The sequence below is a fragment of the Clostridium fessum genome (genome assembly GCF_027698965.1).
GTDB lineage: Bacteria > Bacillota > Clostridia > Lachnospirales > Lachnospiraceae > Otoolea > Otoolea fessa.
Map to the genome: position 1 here is coordinate 48,754 of NZ_JAQEQF010000009.1, position 18,448 is coordinate 67,201.

The 18,448-nt window shown below is 48.9% G+C and carries 16 protein-coding genes; 14 read left to right on the forward strand and 2 right to left on the reverse strand.

Going from position 1 to position 18,448, the window contains the following annotated elements; translation table 11 throughout:
• The first annotated feature begins 3 nt into the window (after positions 1–3).
• The 3 genes from PG862_RS11640 to PG862_RS11650 all read left to right on the forward strand — a co-directional run bounded on the left by PG862_RS11640 (position 4) and on the right by PG862_RS11650 (position 4,433).
• Positions 4–2,952, forward strand: a complete 2,949-nt coding sequence (locus tag PG862_RS11640) for a hybrid sensor histidine kinase/response regulator (protein ID WP_270707471.1) — start codon at positions 4–6, stop codon at positions 2,950–2,952.
• Between the two features lie 173 nt (positions 2,953–3,125).
• Complete coding sequence (locus tag PG862_RS11645; protein WP_107001580.1) at positions 3,126–3,950, forward strand: Cof-type HAD-IIB family hydrolase; 825 nt, start codon at positions 3,126–3,128, stop codon at positions 3,948–3,950.
• Positions 3,951–4,118: 168 nt separating this feature from the next.
• Positions 4,119–4,433 carry a YerC/YecD family TrpR-related protein gene (locus PG862_RS11650; RefSeq protein WP_022359748.1) on the forward strand — a complete coding sequence of 105 codons (315 nt, stop codon included), beginning with the start codon at positions 4,119–4,121 and terminating at the stop codon, positions 4,431–4,433.
• 280 nt (positions 4,434–4,713) lie between these two features.
• Here the strand turns inward: PG862_RS11650 and PG862_RS11655 are convergent, their stop codons facing one another.
• Positions 4,714–5,328, reverse strand: a complete 615-nt coding sequence (locus tag PG862_RS11655; RefSeq protein WP_022359749.1) for a DUF1836 domain-containing protein — start codon at positions 5,326–5,328, stop codon at positions 4,714–4,716.
• A gap of 245 nt (positions 5,329–5,573) precedes the next feature.
• Between PG862_RS11655 and PG862_RS11660 the strand changes: the two genes are divergently transcribed.
• From PG862_RS11660 to PG862_RS11675, 4 genes are all read left to right on the forward strand, one after another.
• Positions 5,574–8,012, forward strand: a complete 2,439-nt coding sequence (locus PG862_RS11660; RefSeq protein WP_270707474.1) for an ATP-dependent helicase — start codon at positions 5,574–5,576, stop codon at positions 8,010–8,012.
• Between the two features lie 161 nt (positions 8,013–8,173).
• Positions 8,174–8,467 carry a hypothetical protein gene (locus tag PG862_RS11665; protein WP_022359751.1) on the forward strand — a complete coding sequence of 98 codons (294 nt, stop codon included), beginning with the start codon at positions 8,174–8,176 and terminating at the stop codon, positions 8,465–8,467.
• Positions 8,468–8,728: 261 nt separating this feature from the next.
• Positions 8,729–10,108, forward strand: coding sequence for a 23S rRNA (uracil(1939)-C(5))-methyltransferase RlmD (gene rlmD, locus PG862_RS11670; RefSeq protein WP_022359752.1), 1,380 nt, complete (start codon positions 8,729–8,731; stop codon positions 10,106–10,108).
• Between the two features lie 24 nt (positions 10,109–10,132).
• Entirely contained in the window at positions 10,133–10,510 is a 378-nt protein-coding gene (locus PG862_RS11675; protein ID WP_107001672.1) for a hypothetical protein, read from the forward strand.
• Here PG862_RS11675 and PG862_RS11680 read toward each other — a convergent pair.
• Positions 10,488–11,297, reverse strand: a complete 810-nt coding sequence (locus PG862_RS11680; RefSeq protein WP_118628753.1) for a YihY/virulence factor BrkB family protein — start codon at positions 11,295–11,297, stop codon at positions 10,488–10,490. The genes PG862_RS11675 and PG862_RS11680 overlap by 23 nt on opposite strands.
• Before the next feature lie 228 nt (positions 11,298–11,525).
• Here PG862_RS11680 and PG862_RS11685 point away from each other — a divergent pair, with 228 nt between their 5' ends.
• The 7 genes from PG862_RS11685 (at position 11,526) to hflX (ending at position 18,291) form a co-directional block, all read left to right on the forward strand.
• A complete protein-coding gene (locus tag PG862_RS11685) occupies positions 11,526–12,530 on the forward strand; it encodes a metallophosphoesterase (protein WP_333563216.1) in 1,005 nt (334 codons plus the stop codon).
• 160 nt (positions 12,531–12,690) lie between these two features.
• Entirely contained in the window at positions 12,691–13,509 is an 819-nt protein-coding gene (locus PG862_RS11690; protein ID WP_117795115.1) for a segregation and condensation protein A, read from the forward strand.
• A complete protein-coding gene (gene scpB / locus PG862_RS11695) occupies positions 13,493–14,101 on the forward strand; it encodes an SMC-Scp complex subunit ScpB (protein WP_118695832.1) in 609 nt (202 codons plus the stop codon). The genes PG862_RS11690 and scpB overlap by 17 nt, the downstream gene beginning before the upstream one ends.
• Positions 14,102–14,282: 181 nt before the next feature.
• The gene (gltS, locus tag PG862_RS11700) at positions 14,283–15,464 is read left to right on the forward strand and encodes a sodium/glutamate symporter (protein WP_107001574.1); all 1,182 of its coding nucleotides are present in this window, start codon (positions 14,283–14,285) and stop codon (positions 15,462–15,464) included.
• A 301-nt stretch (positions 15,465–15,765) separates the two neighbouring features.
• Positions 15,766–16,197: a dUTP diphosphatase gene (locus PG862_RS11705; RefSeq protein WP_117795742.1), complete on the forward strand. Its 432-nt coding sequence runs from the start codon at positions 15,766–15,768 to the stop codon at positions 16,195–16,197.
• A 19-nt stretch (positions 16,198–16,216) separates the two neighbouring features.
• Positions 16,217–17,026 (forward strand): tetratricopeptide repeat protein, encoded by an 810-nt coding sequence (locus PG862_RS11710; RefSeq protein WP_118467434.1) that lies wholly within the window; start codon positions 16,217–16,219, stop codon positions 17,024–17,026.
• 14 nt (positions 17,027–17,040) lie between these two features.
• Entirely contained in the window at positions 17,041–18,291 is a 1,251-nt protein-coding gene (gene hflX / locus PG862_RS11715) for a GTPase HflX (RefSeq protein ID WP_117795120.1), read from the forward strand.
• Positions 18,292–18,448 lie beyond the last annotated feature (157 nt).

The window sequence follows — 18,448 nt, forward strand, 5'->3', positions numbered from 1 at the left end:
AAAATGGATATTAAGAATCATAATACAGACAAAAAGAAACTTGTCAATAGAAAACAATTCAAGGCAGCTATCGTTATAGCTGTTTTTCTTGGAATCGTATTGACGGTTTCCCGATATTTTAAATTTGTGTCGAAAACGGTATATGAGGAAAGTGTGTCTCATCTGACAGAGATTTTTCATCAGTCTGATAATATGATGCGGGAACTGACAGACAAGAATCTGACCTATCTTCATATGTGGGGAGAGAATCTGCAGAACACCTCCAATGAAGACGAAATTCGTGATTATATAGAGAAAGCACAGGAAGATGCCGGCTTTTTAGAATTCTTTTTTCTGTCAGCTGACGGAAACTATAAGAAGGTAACAGGTGAAACAGGGTATCTTGGATTACAGGGAAATATGGAAGAGGAGCTCCGACAGGGAAGTGATGTGATAACAAATGCAGCAGTTCCTGGAAAAGCCCAGCTGCTTGTTTTTGCAACTCCTAAGGCCTATGGAAGTTATCAGGGATTTGAATATGATGCGATTGCCATTGCCTATGAGAATTCTGATATCGTAAATGTATTGGATATCTCTGCTTTCGACGGAAATGCCCAGAGTTATATAGTTCATCCGGATGGTCGTGTTGTGGTGGATTATTCTTCTGAGTCATGGGGGAGAGTGTATAATTTCTTCGGTGTTCTGAGAGAGCATTCTGATATGTCTGAAAAAGAGATCAATGAGCTTTCGGAGAAGTTTAAAGAAGGACGTACCGATGCGAAGCTGGTAAAGTTTGATGGAAGAAGCTATTATCTGGTCTATGAAAAATCAGATATCAAGGACTGGATGTTTCTGGGACTTGTCCCGGCGGATATCGTGAATGCCAGTATGAACAGCCTGCAGTTTAATACAATGCTTCTCGTGGGAGGAGTCGTGCTCTGCATTGCCGCTTTACTTATCAGTTTTATTGTTCAAAAAGGCAGAACAAATATCAGAAAAAAGGATACGGAGATCCTGTATAGAGACGAATTGTTTCAGAAGCTGTCAATGAATGTAGATGATGTTTTTCTGATGCTGGATGCCAAAACATATCAGGCAGATTACGTCAGCCCAAATGTTGAAAAGCTGCTGGGAATTACGGTAGAACAGATTTGTAAAGATATTTGTATTTTTGGAAAACTGCATCCGGCGGAACATGAAGATCCGGAGAAAAATCACCTGGAGGAAATCCAGGTTCATGAACAAAGGGAATGGGATTTTGAATATGTTCATCTAAAGACAGGGGAAAAACGCTGGTTTCATAATATTGCAATGGGCAGTGAGGTAAACGGGAAAAAGAAATATATCCTGGTTATGTCGGATCGTACCTCTGACTGGAAAATGAATCAGGCACTCTCTGAGGCAGTCCGTGCTGCAGAGACGGCCAATCGGGCCAAGAGTATGTTCCTTTCCAATATGTCTCACGATATCCGGACACCGATGAATGCGATCATCGGTTTTACTACACTGGCTGTAAGTAATATTGATGATAAGAAAAGAGTCCGGGATTATCTGGGTAAGATTCTTTCATCCAGCAACCATCTGCTCTCACTGATCAACGATATACTGGATATGAGCCGGATTGAGAGTGGAAAAATCCATTTGGAAGAAACAGAGGTCAGCCTGTCGGATGTGCTTCATGACTTGAAGACGATCATTGGTGGGCAGATTCATGCGAAGCAGCTGGAACTTTATATGGATGCAATGGATGTGACCAATGAGGATGTCTATTGTGACAAGACGCGGCTGAATCAGGTACTGTTGAATCTTATGTCCAATGCGGTTAAGTTTACACCTGCTGGTGGAACCGTTTCTGTTCGGATCAAACAGTGGCCGGGGACACAAAGTGGCAGTGCGCTGTACGAGATCCGGGTAAAGGATAATGGAATCGGTATGAGCCGGGAATTCGTACAGAAGCTCTTTTCTCCTTTTGAGAGGGAGCGGACTTCCACGGTCACCAGGACTCAGGGTACCGGACTTGGCATGGCTATTACCAAGAACATCGTGAATATGATGGGCGGAACTATCGAGGTTCAGACAGAACATGGCAAGGGAACTGAATTTATTGTCCGCCTGCCATTCCGGATTCAGCCTGAGCATCACCATATAGAGAAGATCGCAGAGCTGGAAGGTCTTAAGGCACTGGTGGTAGATGACGATTTTAATACCTGTGATAGTGTGACAAAGATGCTTGTCAAGGTTGGAATGCGTTCAGAATGGACTCTTTCCGGTAAGGAGGCTGTTCTCCGGGCGCGGCAGTCTATGGAACTGGGGGATGCATTCCATGCGTATATCATTGACTGGCGTCTGCCGGATATGAATGGCATTGAAGTTACCCGTCAGATCCGCAGTATGGGTGACCATACGCCAATCATTATCCTGACGGCTTATGACTGGGCGGATATCGAAGTGGAGGCCAGAGCGGCAGGAGTTACAGCATTCTGTTCGAAACCTATGTTTATGTCAGATGTCAGAGAGACGTTGATGACAGCTATCGGCCAGAGGCAGGCTGAGCAAGAGGATAATATTCTCCCGGCAGCAGGTTCAGATTTCAAGGGCAGATGTATATTGCTTGTGGAAGACAATGAACTGAACCGTGAAATTGCGGTAGAGCTCCTGAATGAATATGGCTTTCTGGTTGATACTGCCGAAAATGGAGCAGAGGCAGTGGAGAAAGTAAAAAAATCAAAACCAGGCGGTTATGATCTTGTGTTGATGGATGTGCAGATGCCTGTCATGAACGGGTATGAGGCCACAAAGCGGATTCGTGCCCTGGATGATCCGGCACAGGCGGGAATCACTATTCTTGCCATGACTGCCAATGCTTTTGATGAAGACAGGAAGGAAGCGCTGGAATACGGTATGAATGGATTTCTATCCAAGCCAATTGTTGTAGAGGAATTAATTGATGCATTGCAAAAAAATCTTTCATAGAGGGGATACAGGAAGCAATGGCAAAAGTAACGGAAGTATATGAGTTAACCATTTGAGAAGTTAAGAAGGGATTGCATTAAGTAATGTGGCATGTTGCTAATTGACAAATTCATCTTTTCTAAGTATCGTATATACGTGTACAATAGTACGTATGATTTGAATGTGGAGTAAATATGACCGAAAAACATAGTTATGAGATTATCGTCCTGGATCTGGACGGAACCTTAACAAACAGAGATAAGGTGATTACGCCAAAGACGAAGCAGCGTCTGATGGAGCTTCAGGAGCGCGGAAAGAAGATTGTACTGGCGTCCGGGCGTCCGACGCCGGGAGTGCTGCCGCTTGCGAGAGAGCTGGAGCTGGCAAAATACGGCAGTTATATTCTGTCGTTTAATGGAGGCAGGATCACGAACTGCAAAACCGGCGAGATCATATTCAGCCGTTCCCTGCCGCAGGAGGCAAATCAGAAGATTATACGCCTGGCCGAGGAGGAACAGGTGGGGCTTTTGAGTTACGATGAGGCGGGGGCAAAGCTTCTGACGAACCAGAGTGACAGTCCCTATGCGAAGTTGGAAGCGCGGATCAACGGCATGGAGTTAGTACAGGTGGACGACATGGAAGCTGCGATCACGTATCCGGTACCGAAATACCTGATGATGGAGGATGGAGACTACCTGGCGATGGTCGAGCCGCGCGTCAAGGCGGCGATGGGGAAGAATTTCAGCGTTTACCGTTCGGAGCCGTTTTTCCTGGAGGTGCTTCCGAGGGGCATCGATAAAGCACAGTCGTTAGAGCGCCTTCTTTCTCACATCGGGCTTTCGCGTGAGCAGATGATTGCCTGTGGGGACGGCTACAACGACCTCACGATGATTCAGTATGCCGGATTAGGTGTAGCGATGGAGAATGCGGTGCTTCCGGTGCGGAAAGCTGCAGACTTTATTACCTATTCCAACAACGACGACGGTGTGGCTCATGTGGTGGAGAAGTTTATGCTGTAGAAGATTTGGCAGATTCGCATAAATGTATATTGCGTGAACAGATGAAAAATAAAATATTCATAAAAATAGGCAAGATACTAGACTTTAAAACTTTAATATGTTAATATAAGAAAAACGGAAAAATGAATATATTTTCGGAGTACATATTAAAAAGGGGTGCCTTGCATTATGAATAAAAAACTGAAAACCGAAGCTGTGGATCATCTGTTCCAGGCGATTCTGACACTGAAAAATACCGACGAATGCTATAGCTTTTTCGAGGATGTATGCACAGTTAATGAACTTTTATCATTTTCCCAGAGATATGAAGTAGCGAAGATGCTGCGCGAGAAGAAGACATATCTGGAGATCGCGGACAAGACCGGCGCATCGACAGCGACGATCAGCCGTGTCAACCGTTCTTTAAATTACGGAAGCGACGGATATGATATGGTATTTGCGCGTGTGAAAGAGCAGGAAGAGGCGGAGAAAACGGAAGCGTAAGACGAAGTAGGAATATACGCACGATAGATAAAGCGCGTACTTTCATAGGTGTAGCAAACCAACCTGCCAAATATGGACAAATTTGGCTTGGGGTGGAATTGTCCCAGGAGCTGGCAGCTGGTTGAATGAAAGATAAAAAGAAATGAAAGAAAAAAGACATTGAAAGAATTTCCACAAGGGGAAGTGATTCCAGTGTCTTTTTTATCGTGTATGGTGCAATGGGTTGAAATTTTTGTTGTTTAGCCTGTTTTTGAGTGTGGCGGTACAGCGGAAGTGCTGCCTATTTCTTCTTCTTCGGATTCACCGGCGTCTCCTGCCGGAGCTGTTCCGCCAGGATTTCAATCATCTGTTTTTTCAGATAGACATCAAACGCCAGCTCACTGATAAAGGCGAACAGCTGTAAATACTCGCGGTCTTCACAGTCATAGTCCTTGAATGTCTGGCTGGCGGCGTCAAATTTTGCCATGACGTCTTCCTGCAAGCGCTTGCGCTGCCCTTTTTCCAGCGAAAAGATTTCGTTGTAAAGCTCTTCTAATTCCGGGCTGGAACCATGGGAAAAGTGGTGCTCGCTGATGGGCGAGAAGAGCTGCTCAATATCCCGAAAGGATATCACATTTTTAAAATAATAAATCAGAATCAGCATCAGCAGATGATTCTTGGAGTAGCGTTTTTTGACGGGCGGCGGCAGCAGGTTATTTTTGGCATAGTTATTGATCATGGTTTTGGTCAGGATCTTATCCTCGCCCAGCCATTTGGAAGTGTTCAGGTGGCTGTCCATGAAGGTCGTGACCTGATCCATATATAAATCAATACCGGGAATCTCCGACGGATGCACCCGGGTCAGACTATCAACATAAGCCAGCAGATCCTGCAGGCGTTCTTCGTTCGATTTCATGTATGTACCTCGCTGCGTTGAAATTCGAAAGCTGCGAAACAGGGAGGCGATTTTGGCGCTTCCGCTGTCATGAACTCTCTATGTGATATTATATAGTTTTGAAAACCAGATAGCAAGGAGAAATTTAAAATCAATGAAAATTCCGTGACATCCAAGAGAAAATAGATTATACTAGAGCGTATTCGAACATACTTTTTGTCATTAAAAATAGATTATATAAGAGGATAGAAGGGAACGAAACATATATGAGCAAATACGACACACTTAACCCGATGCAGCGGGAGGCGGTTTTTCACACGGAGGGACCACTCCTGGTTCTGGCAGGCGCCGGTTCAGGAAAGACGCGCGTCCTGACACACCGGATTGCGTATTTAATCGAGGAAAAACGGGTGGCGCCGTGGAATATCATGGCGATCACATTTACCAATAAAGCGGCGGCGGAGATGCGCGAGCGTGTGGATAAGATTGTGGGGGAAGGCGCGGAGGCGATCTGGGTCAGCACGTTCCATTCAAGCTGCGTTCGGATTCTGCGCCGGTTTATCGACCGTCTGGGATATGACACGAATTTTACTATCTATGACGGCGACGACCAGAAAACGCTGATGAAGCAGGTGCTCAAGAAAATGCAGGCGGATCCGAAGCAGTTTAAGGAGCGGGCGGTGCTGTCACGGATTTCTGCGGCGAAAAATGACCGGATCACGGCGGATGAGTTTGAGCAGCAGGCGGGAGCGGACTTCCGGGAGAAAAAGATTGCTCAGATTTACCGGGAATACCAGAAAGAACTCAAGAAGAATAATGCCCTGGATTTCGACGATCTGCTGGTGAAAACGGTAGAACTTTTCGAGGCAAACGCGGATGTGCTGGAATATTATCAGGATAAATTCCGGTATATCATGGTGGACGAGTACCAGGACACGAACCTTGTACAGTTTAAGCTGGTCGATCTGCTGGCAAAGAAGTACAGAAATATCTGTGTGGTCGGTGATGATGACCAGTCGATCTACAAATTCCGCGGGGCAAATATCGAAAATATTTTAAGTTTTGAGAAAGCATTTCCGGGCGCACGCGTTATCAAGCTGGAGCAGAACTACCGTTCCACCCAGAGCATCCTGAACGCGGCAAATGAGGTGATCCGCCACAACCGCGGCAGAAAGGACAAGACGCTGTGGACGGCGAATGACGAGGGACCGAAGGTGCGCTTCCGTCAGTATGACACGGCATACGAGGAGGCAGACGCCATTATCCGTGATATTGAGCGTGAGAAAGAAGAGAAAAATGCGGAATATTCGGATTTTGCCGTGCTGTACCGTACCAATGCACAGTCGCGTCTTCTGGAGGAAAAATGTATTTATTACAGCATTCCGTACCGGCTGGTCGGTGGCGTCAATTTCTATCAGCGCAAGGAAATCAAGGATATTCTCTGCTATTTAAAGACGATTGCGAATGGGCGCGATGATCTGGCGGTTCAGCGTGTCATCAATGTGCCGAAGCGCGGCATCGGTGCGACCTCGATCGGAAAAGTGACGATCTATGCGTCTGCCAATGACATGAGCTTTTATGATGCGCTGCTGCGCGTGCGCGGCGTGCCGACGATCGGCAAGGCGGCGGATAAGATCGAGAAGTTTACGGAGCAGATCGAAAACTTCCGGTCGCGGCTTTCGGCCCTTTCGATCCCGGAACTTATCGAGGCGATTCTGGAAGAAACGGGATATAAGAAGGATCTGGAGGCGGAAGGCGAGATCGAGGGAGAAACACGTCTACAGAACGTGGAAGAGCTGGTTAATAAGGCGACTGGCTATATGAGCACGGCGGAGGAACCGACGCTGGACGGATTTTTGGAGGAGGTTGCGCTGGTAGCGGATGTAGATAGCCTGGACGAATCCGAAAACAGGATTGTCCTGATGACTTTGCACGGCGCAAAAGGTCTGGAATTTCCGTATGTCTATTTAAGCGGCATGGAGGACGGGCTGTTTCCGAGCAGCATGTCCATCTTTTCGGATGATAAGGACGCCATCGAAGAAGAACGGCGTCTCTGCTATGTCGGAATCACCCGTGCGGAGAAAGAACTGACGCTGACGGCGGCGAGACAGCGCATGGTCAATGGAGAAACGCGGTTTGCGAAGGTCAGCCGCTTCATCGAGGAGATTCCGCCGCAGCTTCTGGACGAGGAAGAGCAGCCGACCGTCTTTGAACGGGCTGCTGGTATGAGCCGGGGCGGACGCGGATTTGAAGATTCGGGGACTTCTGGCTGGACAACGGGCAGCTTTGGTGTATCTGGCGCGGGAGACGGCGACCGGGTGCGGATTGGCGGAATGTCTGGAAAACACCCTCTTTCAGAGAACGATGCCGCCTGGGAGCGCGGCGCAGCCCGGATGAGCGGCTGGGGCGGTGTGAATGGTTCCGGAAGTGCTGGTTCTAGCCGCACGCTGGATCCATATAAGAGCGCTTATAGTTCCAGCAGCCGTCCAGCCAGCCCGGCACCGTCATTTGGCAAGGCATTTACGGTCCAGAAGGCCGACCATCTTTCCTACGGCGAGGGCGACCGAGTCCGCCACCTCAAATTTGGCGAGGGAACGGTGCAGAAGATCGCGGACGGCGGCAAGGATTTTGAGGTGACGGTTAATTTTGACCGCGTGGGCGTGAAAAAAATGTTTGCTTCATTTGCAAAACTGGTGAAATGTTAGACCGTGTTTGCCGTATTGTTACGGTACACGTATGCGAAAACAGTAATGCCGTATTAAAACATTTTCGCCAGATCCAATAAAAAATATAGTAAAATCGGCTGAGAGATGGTATAATAAAATCAAGAATTGCGGATCAAAACGCGGGAAAGGATGTGGAGTGTATGAATAAATTTGATATGATGAGCAAAGATGCGCTCTCCAGAGTAGAAGAGATCATGAATGCAACCAAACTGAATGAATTCCTTCACAGAAAAGAAGAAGAGGAGAAACAGAAAAACTGTATTCTCTGGATTTTAGCCATTATCGGTATTGTAGCAGCAGTTGCAGCGATTGCATACGGCGTATATCGTTTCTTTACTCCAGATTATCTGGAAGATTTCGAGGACGACTTCGATGATGATTTCGACGACGATTTCTTCGAGGATGAGAGCGACGAGAAAGAGAAGAAAGACTAATTGTGATAATTTAGTCAATGAATCAGAATAAATACTGCGCGGAACCGGAAAATCGGTTTCACGCAGTATTTTTTATGCCATAGGAAAGTTTGTAGATAAGTTTGTATTTTTTATATCTTGGAAAAAGAAAAAAATTCCTGTATACTATAAAGATATGAATTAGAACCGCAGATGAAAATTAGCTGTGAGTTGAAAAATCATTTGCAGTTGGTGATTATAGTGCGGTAAAAGCCACTGAGAGAAGGAGCTATATAGTTATCAATGAAAAAAGGTGAGATTTACGAAGGAACTGTAGAACGGATTGAGTTTCCAAATAAGGGCGTAGTTGTGATAGATGGAGAGAAAGCGATCGTCAAAAATGCGCTTCCGGGACAGAAGATCCGGTTCCGTATCAATAAAAAGCGCGGCGGTCGATGCGAGGGTATGCTTTTGGAGGTTGTCGAGCACTCAAAGTTAGAGACGGCAGAGGATGTATGCCCGCATTTTGGTATCTGCGGCGGATGTCTTTATCAGCCGATTCCGTATGAGGAACAGCTTGCGATCAAGGAAAAACAGGTTCGTTCCCTTCTGGATGCGGTATGTCCGGAATATGAGTTCGAGGGTATCTTAGGCAGCCCGCTGGTGCAGGGCTACCGGAATAAGATGGAGTTTTCCTTCGGTGATGAGGTCAAGGATGGTCCTATGTCGCTGGGAATGCACAAGCGCGGCAGTTTTTATGATGTGGTTACAACCGGCGAATGCCATATCGTGCATCCGGATTTTTGCAAGATTCTTGTCTGTACAAAAGAATATTTTGAGGAAAAGAAAGTTGGATTTTATAAAAAAATGCAGCATACCGGCTATCTGCGCCATCTTCTGGTGCGCCGTGCGATCAAGACAGGGGAGATTCTGGTCGATCTGATCACGACGACACAGACGGATACCTTTGAGGGAACCGAGGAAGCACTTTTACGGGGATGGACGGAGCGCCTTCAGGCACTTCCTATGGAGGGAAGCTTTGCGGGCATTCTGCATACCAAAAATGATACATTGGCGGATGCCGTAAAAGATGAGGGGACGGACATTCTGTTCGGACGCGAGCATTTTTACGAAGAGCTTTTAGGGCTGCGGTTCCAGATCTCGCCGTTTTCTTTTTTCCAGACGAACTCATTGGGCGCGGAGGTACTGTACGAGAAAACGCGTGAGTATGTGGGTGAGACGAAGGGAAAAGTCGTATTTGACCTTTACAGCGGCACCGGCACGATCGCGCAGATCCTCGCACCGGTGGCGGAGAAAGTAGTCGGCGTGGAGATTGTCGGGGAAGCAGTCGAGGCAGCCCGTGAGAATGCGGCGCGCAACGGACTTGGCAACTGCGAATTTCTGGCGGGGGATGTCCTCAAGGTGGTGGACGAGCTGGAAGAAAAGCCGGATCTGATCGTTCTGGATCCGCCGCGCGACGGAATCCATCCGAAGGCGATCGGAAAGATTTTGAATTTTGGCGTCAGCCACATGGTTTATGTGTCCTGCAAACCAACCAGCCTTGCGAGGGATCTGGAACCGATCCAGGCGGCAGGATATCAGGTGGATAAGGTGTGCTGCGTGGATATGTTCCCGCATACTGCCAATTGTGAGACGGTGGTTTCATTGACGCGGAAGAAATAAGATCCCAAAATGGATGTGGGAAAAATGGATGAAACAAAAGAGAATGAAATAAAACCAGATACAGCAGATTGCCAGGTACAGGAGACAGCTGTGCAGCGCCGGAAGAGGGAGACTTTACTGCGCGAACAGACGCCGGATGCCCTGTGGGAAGCGATTCTTGCATTTGAAGGGGCAATATTTTACACGGCGAAAGGGCTGGAATATTCGTACACGATCCGGGGCAACGAGATGTTTGTCAGCCGGAAAGAAAAGTCGGTCACGCGTGCAAGCATCCTGGTGGCGTATAAAAAAGCGCAGGAGCTTGGCTGCGTGACCGGACCAAAGCAGCTGGGAGTGTTTGGGGCAAGCTATCTGTATCCGGTGTTCCTGAGGCTGGGGATTATCTGCGCCAGTGCTGGTTGATTTCCGCCCCGAAAAACAGGATGCAGATGCAGGCGTACAGCCACAGCATCAGGATCACGACGGCGGTCAAGCTGCCGTACATATAAGAATAATTACCGAAATAGTTGAAGTAGATGGAAAATCCGTAGGAACATCCGATCCATCCGACGGTGGAAATCAGCGCACCGGGAAGCTGGAGACGGATATCCTGCCGTTCATAGGGCAGCCAGGTGTACAGCGCGACGAAAAAGAGCGTCAGCAGCGCCAGCGCAAGAAACGTCCGGAGACTAATCAGGCAGGAAACGAATCTGTCCAGCATCGGAAAGTAACGGAATAGCAGGCGCTGCAGGGAGGAACCGAATACCATCAGAACCAGGGAGAAAATGCACATCAGGAGAAAAACGATGGTATAGCCAGAGTTGATGATACGTCCTAAAAGATAATTTCTGCGCTTGCGGCAGCCGATGATCCGGTTTAAGCCGCGCTCGATCCCAAGCATGCCGCGGGCAGCCGACCAGATGGTTGCCACGGTGGTAACCGAGAGCAGGGCGGCCGGGGATACAGTCTGGATATCCTGGATTACCGATTCAATCAGCGGGTGGATGCTGGAGGGAAGAAGCTGTGTCATCACGTGCATCAGATCCTCCGGGCTGACGGCGGGGATGAGCTGGATCAGCGTCAGCAGAATCATGATAAAAGGTGCGGCGGAGAGAACGATAAAAAAAGAAGCCTGGGCGGCGTACACCGTGACTTCGTCTTTGATGAAATCGTTGTAAATCCGTTTACAGTTCAGGAGAAAAGAAAGCATGGAAAACCTCGCTTGATTTATGTTATTAAGAAAATATCCGTAACCGGCTCATTTCCCTTTGAAAAATGGCTGACGATAGGTGAATGCCATTTCAGTGTTGTTAAAAGTATATTATCATGAGGTCGAAAAAATAGCAACGGATTTGCCTGTCTTGACGAAAACACCGGTTTCCCGTATGATAAACAGGATAGAAATGATTCGGGTCTGCAGGGCATAAGGATGGCAGTGATGCGGACAGCAGCAAAAATCAGCTGGCAGCCAATTGGAAAATGGGACATGGGAGGAAACAAAATGATCGCAATCACAGCATGCGCGGCGGCACTGGCAGCCGTGACAGTGGGGCTTTTGCTCCGCTCGGAATATGAAAAGAAACATTTTGTGACCGACCAGTATGAGATAGAGAGTCCGAAGCTGCCGGATGGCGCTGCGTTCCGCTGCGTATTTTTGTCGGATCTGCATGATAATGTGTATGGAACGGACAATGAGCCGCTGGTGGCAGCGATCCGCGCATTCAAGCCAGATGCGGTGCTGATCGGCGGCGATATGATGGTCTGTAAAGGAAAAGGAGATTTAACCGTCACGGTATCGCTTCTGGAAAAATTGACCTCCTTTGTGCCGGTTTACTATGCGAACGGAAATCATGAGGAGCGGATGAACCGGGAGCGGGATGTGTACGGAGATTTGTATGATCGGTTCCAGATAGAATTAAAACGTCTGGGGGTTCATTATTTGTCGGATCGGAGCGAGGAGATCCATCCGCGGATCCGGGTGACTGGGTGCAATTTGCGGGAGATATATTATAAGCATCATTTCACAGTGCCGGAACTGCCGATGGAAGAGCTTTTGGAGCGGGTTGGAACTGCGGCAGAGAAGACGTGTTTTCATCAGATGAAAGAATCGTTTTCTCCTGACTTGGCGGAAAAGGAGCGAGAAGCCGGACATGAAATGTATGAGATATTATTATTTCATTCTCCCCTCTTTTTTGAGACCTGCCGGAAATGGGGCGCGGATCTGACGCTTTGCGGACATTTCCACGGCGGAACCATCCGGATCCCGGGGCTGGGAGGCGTGATGACGCCGCAGTACCAGTTTTTCCTGCCATGGTGCGCCGGACGGTTTGATGCGGACGGAAAGACGATGATCGTCAGCCGGGGGCTTGGGACACATTCGATCAATGTGCGGCTGAATGACCGGCCAGAGCTGGTTTGTGTGACGTTGCGGGGAAAACAATAGAGAGATTCTGGTTATTGTACACGGGTAGGCACTTTTGGAACCGAAAGTGCCGTAAGAAAACGTGGTGGCAGCAGGAATAACTCTTCGGCACAGGTGGATGTATACGGAATTTGGTATATGATTGTAGAAAAAGCTGGCTAAAAGAAGGAGTTCGGAAAGAATGGAAATTTCCTATAAATTAGATAATTTTGAAGGACCGTTGGACCTGCTGCTTCATCTGATTGAAAAGAATAAAGTAAGTATCTACGATATTCCGATCGTCCTGATTACGGAGCAGTATCTGGAATATGTTAATCAGATGGATCATGAGGATCTGGATGTGGTCAGCGATTTTCTGGTGATGGCGGCGACGCTTCTGGACATCAAATCGCGGATGCTCCTTCCGAAGGTGGAAAAAGAAGAGGAAGAAGACGAGGAAGATCCGCGCGCCGAGCTGGTGCGCCGGCTGTTGGAATATAAGATGTATAAATATATGGCGCAGGAGCTGGAAGAGCGGGAGCAGGAGGCAGAGCTTCTCTTTTTTAAGGAACCGACGATTCCCCGGGAGGTGGCGAAATATGAAGAACCGCTGGATCTGGACAAGCTTCTGGATGGTCTGACGCTGGCAAAGCTGCAGAAAGTGTTTGACGCGGTCATGAAGCGGAATGCCAATAAGCTTGACCCGGTGCGAAGCCGGTTCAGCACGATCCGCAGGGAACCGATCAGCCTGGAGCAGAAGGTAAGGTCGGTGCTTTCTTATGCGCGGGAACACCGTCATTTTAAATTCAGCGATGTGCTGGAGAGGGAATCAGATCGCCTGGAGATAGTCGTGGCGTTTCTGGCAGTGCTGGAGCTGATGAAGATGGGACGGATTCATCTGGTGCAGGAAAAATTGTTTGATGAGATGCAGCTCGATACGGTGGATGTGGATGAAACGGAAGACGAGGCAGAGCTGGAACTTTCGACGGAGGAAGGAGAAGAGTATGCCAGAATTAGATGAAAAACGCGAGGAAGCCATCGTGGAATCGGTTCTCTTTACAATGGGAAAATCGGTTGAGCTGCGCCAGCTTGCGGCGGCGCTCGGGACGGATACAGAGCGCGCGGAAGCGGCGGTCAGACGATTACAGAGCCGTTATGAGGCAGAAAAGCGGGGCATGCAGATCACGCAGCTGGAGGACAGCTGGCAGATGGCGACCCGCGCGGAATATTATGAGAATCTGATCCGGGTGGCAGCGACGCCGAAGAAGCAGATTTTAACGGATGTTGTGCTTGAGACACTCTCGATCATTGCTTATAAACAGCCGATCACGAAGCTTGAGATTGAAAAGATCCGCGGGGTTAAATCGGATCACGCGGTCAATAAACTGATTGAGTACAATCTCGTTTACGAGGTAGGGCGTTTGGATGTGCCGGGACGTCCGGCATTGTTTGCGACGACGGAGGAATTTTTGCGCCGGTTTGGAGTCGGATCGACGAAAGAACTGCCGGAACCGGCACCGGGACGAATCGACGAGTTCCGTATGGAGGCGGAGGAAGAGCTGAAGTTTGAGGGGAAACTGCCGGAAGAGGGAGAGAAGGAAATAAAATATTAACGTTTTCTTAACAATATTCATTCAATTCTGACATTAACGGATTCTTAACATAATATTTCTGTATTTTTCTGTAACTTTTTGTAGCCAACGTGGAAAATGAGGTCAACACAAACAAACAAGCAGCTCTTTCAAATCGCTACATAAATGAAAGAAGCCAGCAAAACAAAAGGGGGAATTGTTTATGTTGACACTTGAGCTTGATATGTATCAGGCGTGTGCTCTTGGCGCACTGGTCTACTGTCTGGGAAGATTGCTTGTACAGAAGCTGCCCTTCCTGAGCAAGTATTGTATACCGGCTCCGGTTGCGGGCGGTGTCGTATTTGCATTCGCTCATCTGGCGTTGTATGCAACAGGAGTTCTGGAGCTTTCCTTTGATACAACCTTACAGAGCGTATTTATGACGATCTTCTTCTGCAGCGTCGGTTTTACCGCCTGCTTCCGTCTGTTAAAGAAGGGCGGCGTTCAGGTATTTATGTTCCTGGCGCTGGCAGTTGGTATCTGTATCGTGCAGGATGCAGTCGGCAGCGGTCTGGCAGCAGCGTTTGGTCTGAATCCGCTTCTCGGCTTATGTATGGGTTCTATGCCGTTAGTTGGAGGTCACGGAACGAGTGGTTCCTTCGGACCGCTTCTGGAGCAGGAATACGCAGTTGTAGGCGCAACTACAGTTGCCCTGGCATCCGCTACATATGGTCTGGTATCCGGCAGTATGATGGGTGGTCCTATCGCCCGTGCCCGTGTTGAGAAACACCATCTGAAATCAACCGCAGCCGAGGAAGGCAATGCAGTTGACGAAGTAGCATCGCCGATCGACGGTCAGAAATTCACCACCGCGGCTGTATTCCTTGCAGTTGCAATCGGTGTTGGTACCTTCATTTTCGCGTTCTTTAAGAGCATTGGTCTTACATTCCCGACTTACATCGGTGCGATGCTGGCAGCAGCCGCTATCCGTAATATCTGGGATGTACAGCACAAAGATCTTCCGATGGAAGAAGTTGACGCACTGGGCGGTCTGTCCTTGAACCTGTTCTTAGCGATGGCAATGATGAGCCTGAAGCTGTGGCAGTTAGCAGCTCTGGCGCTTCCGATGATTGTTATCCTGTTAGTTCAGACGGTTGTTATGTTCCTGTATGCAAACTTCCTTGTATTCAACATCATGGGCCGTGATTACGAGGCAGCTGCAATGACCACCGCATTCTGTGGTTTCGGTATGGGCGCAACCCCGAACGCAATGGCAAACATGAGAGCACTGGTAGAGCGCTATGGTCCGGCTCCGCGTGCATTCTTCATCGTACCGTTAGTAGGAAGCTTATTCGTAGACTTCTTTAACTCCATGGTACTGACTACTTTCATGAACCTCTTATAATTTGATGGCTGGTTCAGCAAAGTATCCATTTAAAATATTTTGATATTGAAGTAGCTCCAACCTATTTCCTTCCCGGCGGTTCTGGATTTCCAGGCCGCCGGGATTTTTCGCGTGCAACGAGCGAAAGTCCGTGCCTGCACGAATTAATACTTTCGGAAAACGCGCGCGTGTGGTATTATAGAGAAACTGGAAAGTTGAAAAATATTTTTCGGGGAGGTGCTTTGTGAAAAACAAACCTGCAAGGCAGCCATTACCAGATAAAATGTGACATAAGAAAGGATTTCATACAGATATGAACAGCATGAACATAAAGATCAAATATTTCACAGACGCCATTGACCGCCTCGCCTACATTGACGGCAAATCTGACTGGATCGACCTGCGTGCGGCGCGTGAGGTGGTGCTGAAAAAGGGTGATTTTGCCCTGATTCCGCTTGGCGTGGCGATGGAGCTGCCGAAGGGCTATGAGGCGCATGTAGTTCCGCGCAGCAGTACCTTTAAAAATTTCGGCATCATCCAGACCAATCATATGGGTGTGATCGATGAGAGCTACTGCGGGGACAACGATCAGTGGCATTTTCCGGCATATGCGCTGCGTGATACAGTGATCCATGTCAATGACCGCATCTGCCAGTTCCGCATCATGGAGCATCAGCCGAAGATCGTATTTGAGGAGACGGAGAAGCTTGACAATAAAGATCGCGGCGGGATCGGAAGTACGGGAAAGAATTAATAAAAAGGTTTGGTAAAAAATGAAGCAGATAAAGAGGTTAAAACGAGAAAAAGTAAGTCTTTTTCTGGCAGCAGCGGTGCTTTCACTGGGCATCCTTTCCGGCTGCGGCGGTGAATCGAAGGAAGCGAAAGAGGCGCGTATGACCGGAATCGAGCAGTTAAATGCAGGTAATTATCAGGATGCGATCGATTCGTTTGGAAAAGCGCTGGATGAGAGCGATGGGATCGTCAATTCTTTTGAACTGGATGTTTTAAAATACCGCGGCGAGGCAGAATACAAACTGGCGGATTATAAGGCGGCAGCGCAGACCTATGGAATTCTGGCGGAGGTGGATGGAGGAAAAGCGGAATACCTCTATTATAAAGCGGCTTCGGAGGCAGCAGCCGGACAGGCGGAGGATGCCGAAAAGGATTTTGCGGCAGCGGAGGAAAAGGCGAAGAACAGCAAAAAGAGCAGCGCCGCGGCTCCGGGGGTGAGTCTGGCGTTTACGGCGCTTGCGTCGGCGGCGCGGGATGCCGGGGATAGTGAACTCGCAGCCCAGTACTGCAATCAGGCGATCGAGCGCGGCGTGTCGGGACCGGAGATTTATAATCAGCTTGCGATCAGTGAAATGGAGGCTGGCGATTATGAGAGCGCGATGTCCCATTATGAGGAGGCGCTTTCGCTGGCGGACAGTGAGACGGCGCTGGTAATCCGGCAGAATATTGCGGTTCTCTATGAGAAAGAGGGCGATTTTGCGAAGGCGCTGGAACAGTTTAAGGAGTGCCAGGCAGCCGGTGCGGACACACCGGAGGTACAGAAGGAAATCCGTTTTCTGGAAAGCCGGTAAATATTGGAGGTAATATGGCAGAATTGTTCGATATGAAAGAATTGGAGGAGCGCGTCATTCTGGTGGCGGTCAGCACTTCAGATGAAGATGATACGGAGGCGTCCTTGGATGAGCTGGAGGAATTGGCGGATACCGCCGGGGCGACGGCGATCGGACGTCTGGTGCAGAACCGGGAGAAGATTCATCCAGGCACCTATCTGGGCAGTGGAAAGATCGGGGAACTGCGGGAGATGGTCTGGGAAATGGGCGCAACCGGTGTGATCTGCGACGATGAACTGTCTCCGGCACAGCTTCGCAATCTGGAATCGGCGCTGGATACGAAGGTAATGGACCGGACGATGGTCATTCTCGATATTTTCGCGGCGCATGCGACGACGAGCGAGGGAAAAATCCAGGTTGAGCTGGCACAGCTGCGTTACCGCGCAGCGCGCCTGGTCGGACTGCGCAGTTCCCTGTCCCGTCTGGGCGGCGGTATCGGTACGAGAGGACCGGGTGAAAAGAAACTGGAGATGGACCGCCGTCTGATTCATGAGCGGATCGGGCAGCTAAAGTCGGAACTGGAAGATGTCAAACGCCACCGCGAGGTGACGAGAAAACAGCGCGACCGGAAATATACGCTGTCGGCGGCGATCGTCGGCTACACGAATGCCGGTAAGTCAACGCTTTTAAACACTCTGACGGGTGCAGGAATCCTGGCACAGGATAAACTGTTTGCGACGCTGGATCCGACGACGCGTGGATTAAAGCTGGCGAGCGGACAGGAGATCCTGCTGACAGATACGGTCGGATTCATCCGCAAACTGCCGCACCATCTGATCGAGGCGTTCAAGAGTACGCTGGAGGAGGCACGTTATAGCGATATTGTCCTCCATGTGGTCGATGCGTCGAATCCGCAGATGGACACGCAGATGTATGTCGTATATGATACATTGCGTCAGCTGAAGATCGGCGATAAGACGGTGGTAACAGTCTTTAACAAGATGGATCAGGTGGAACAGCCGGAGACGCTGAAAGATCTGCATTCTGATTATCAGGTGCAGATTTCCGCGAAGACGGGCGCGGGGCTGGACGAGCTGAAGGATATTCTGGAAATGATTCTGCGAAACCGAAAGATTTATCTGGAAAAGGTATTTTCCTACCAGGAGGCTGGACGCATCCAGACGATCCGCAAATATGGTCAGCTTTTAAAAGAAGAGTACCGGGAAGATGGCATTTACGTGGAGGCGTATGTGCCGACGGAGCTCTACGCAGGGCTGATGCGCTAACAGGCAGATGATAGGTTACTGTGTTACGGTTCACGCATACGTGCCCAGTAACGGAATTTGCCGTGGCTTCGCATTTAAATACGGCAAATTCCTGCTGCCACCACGTTTTCTTACGGCACTTTTGAAACTGCCGGGAATTGACTTTTTATTTTAAATT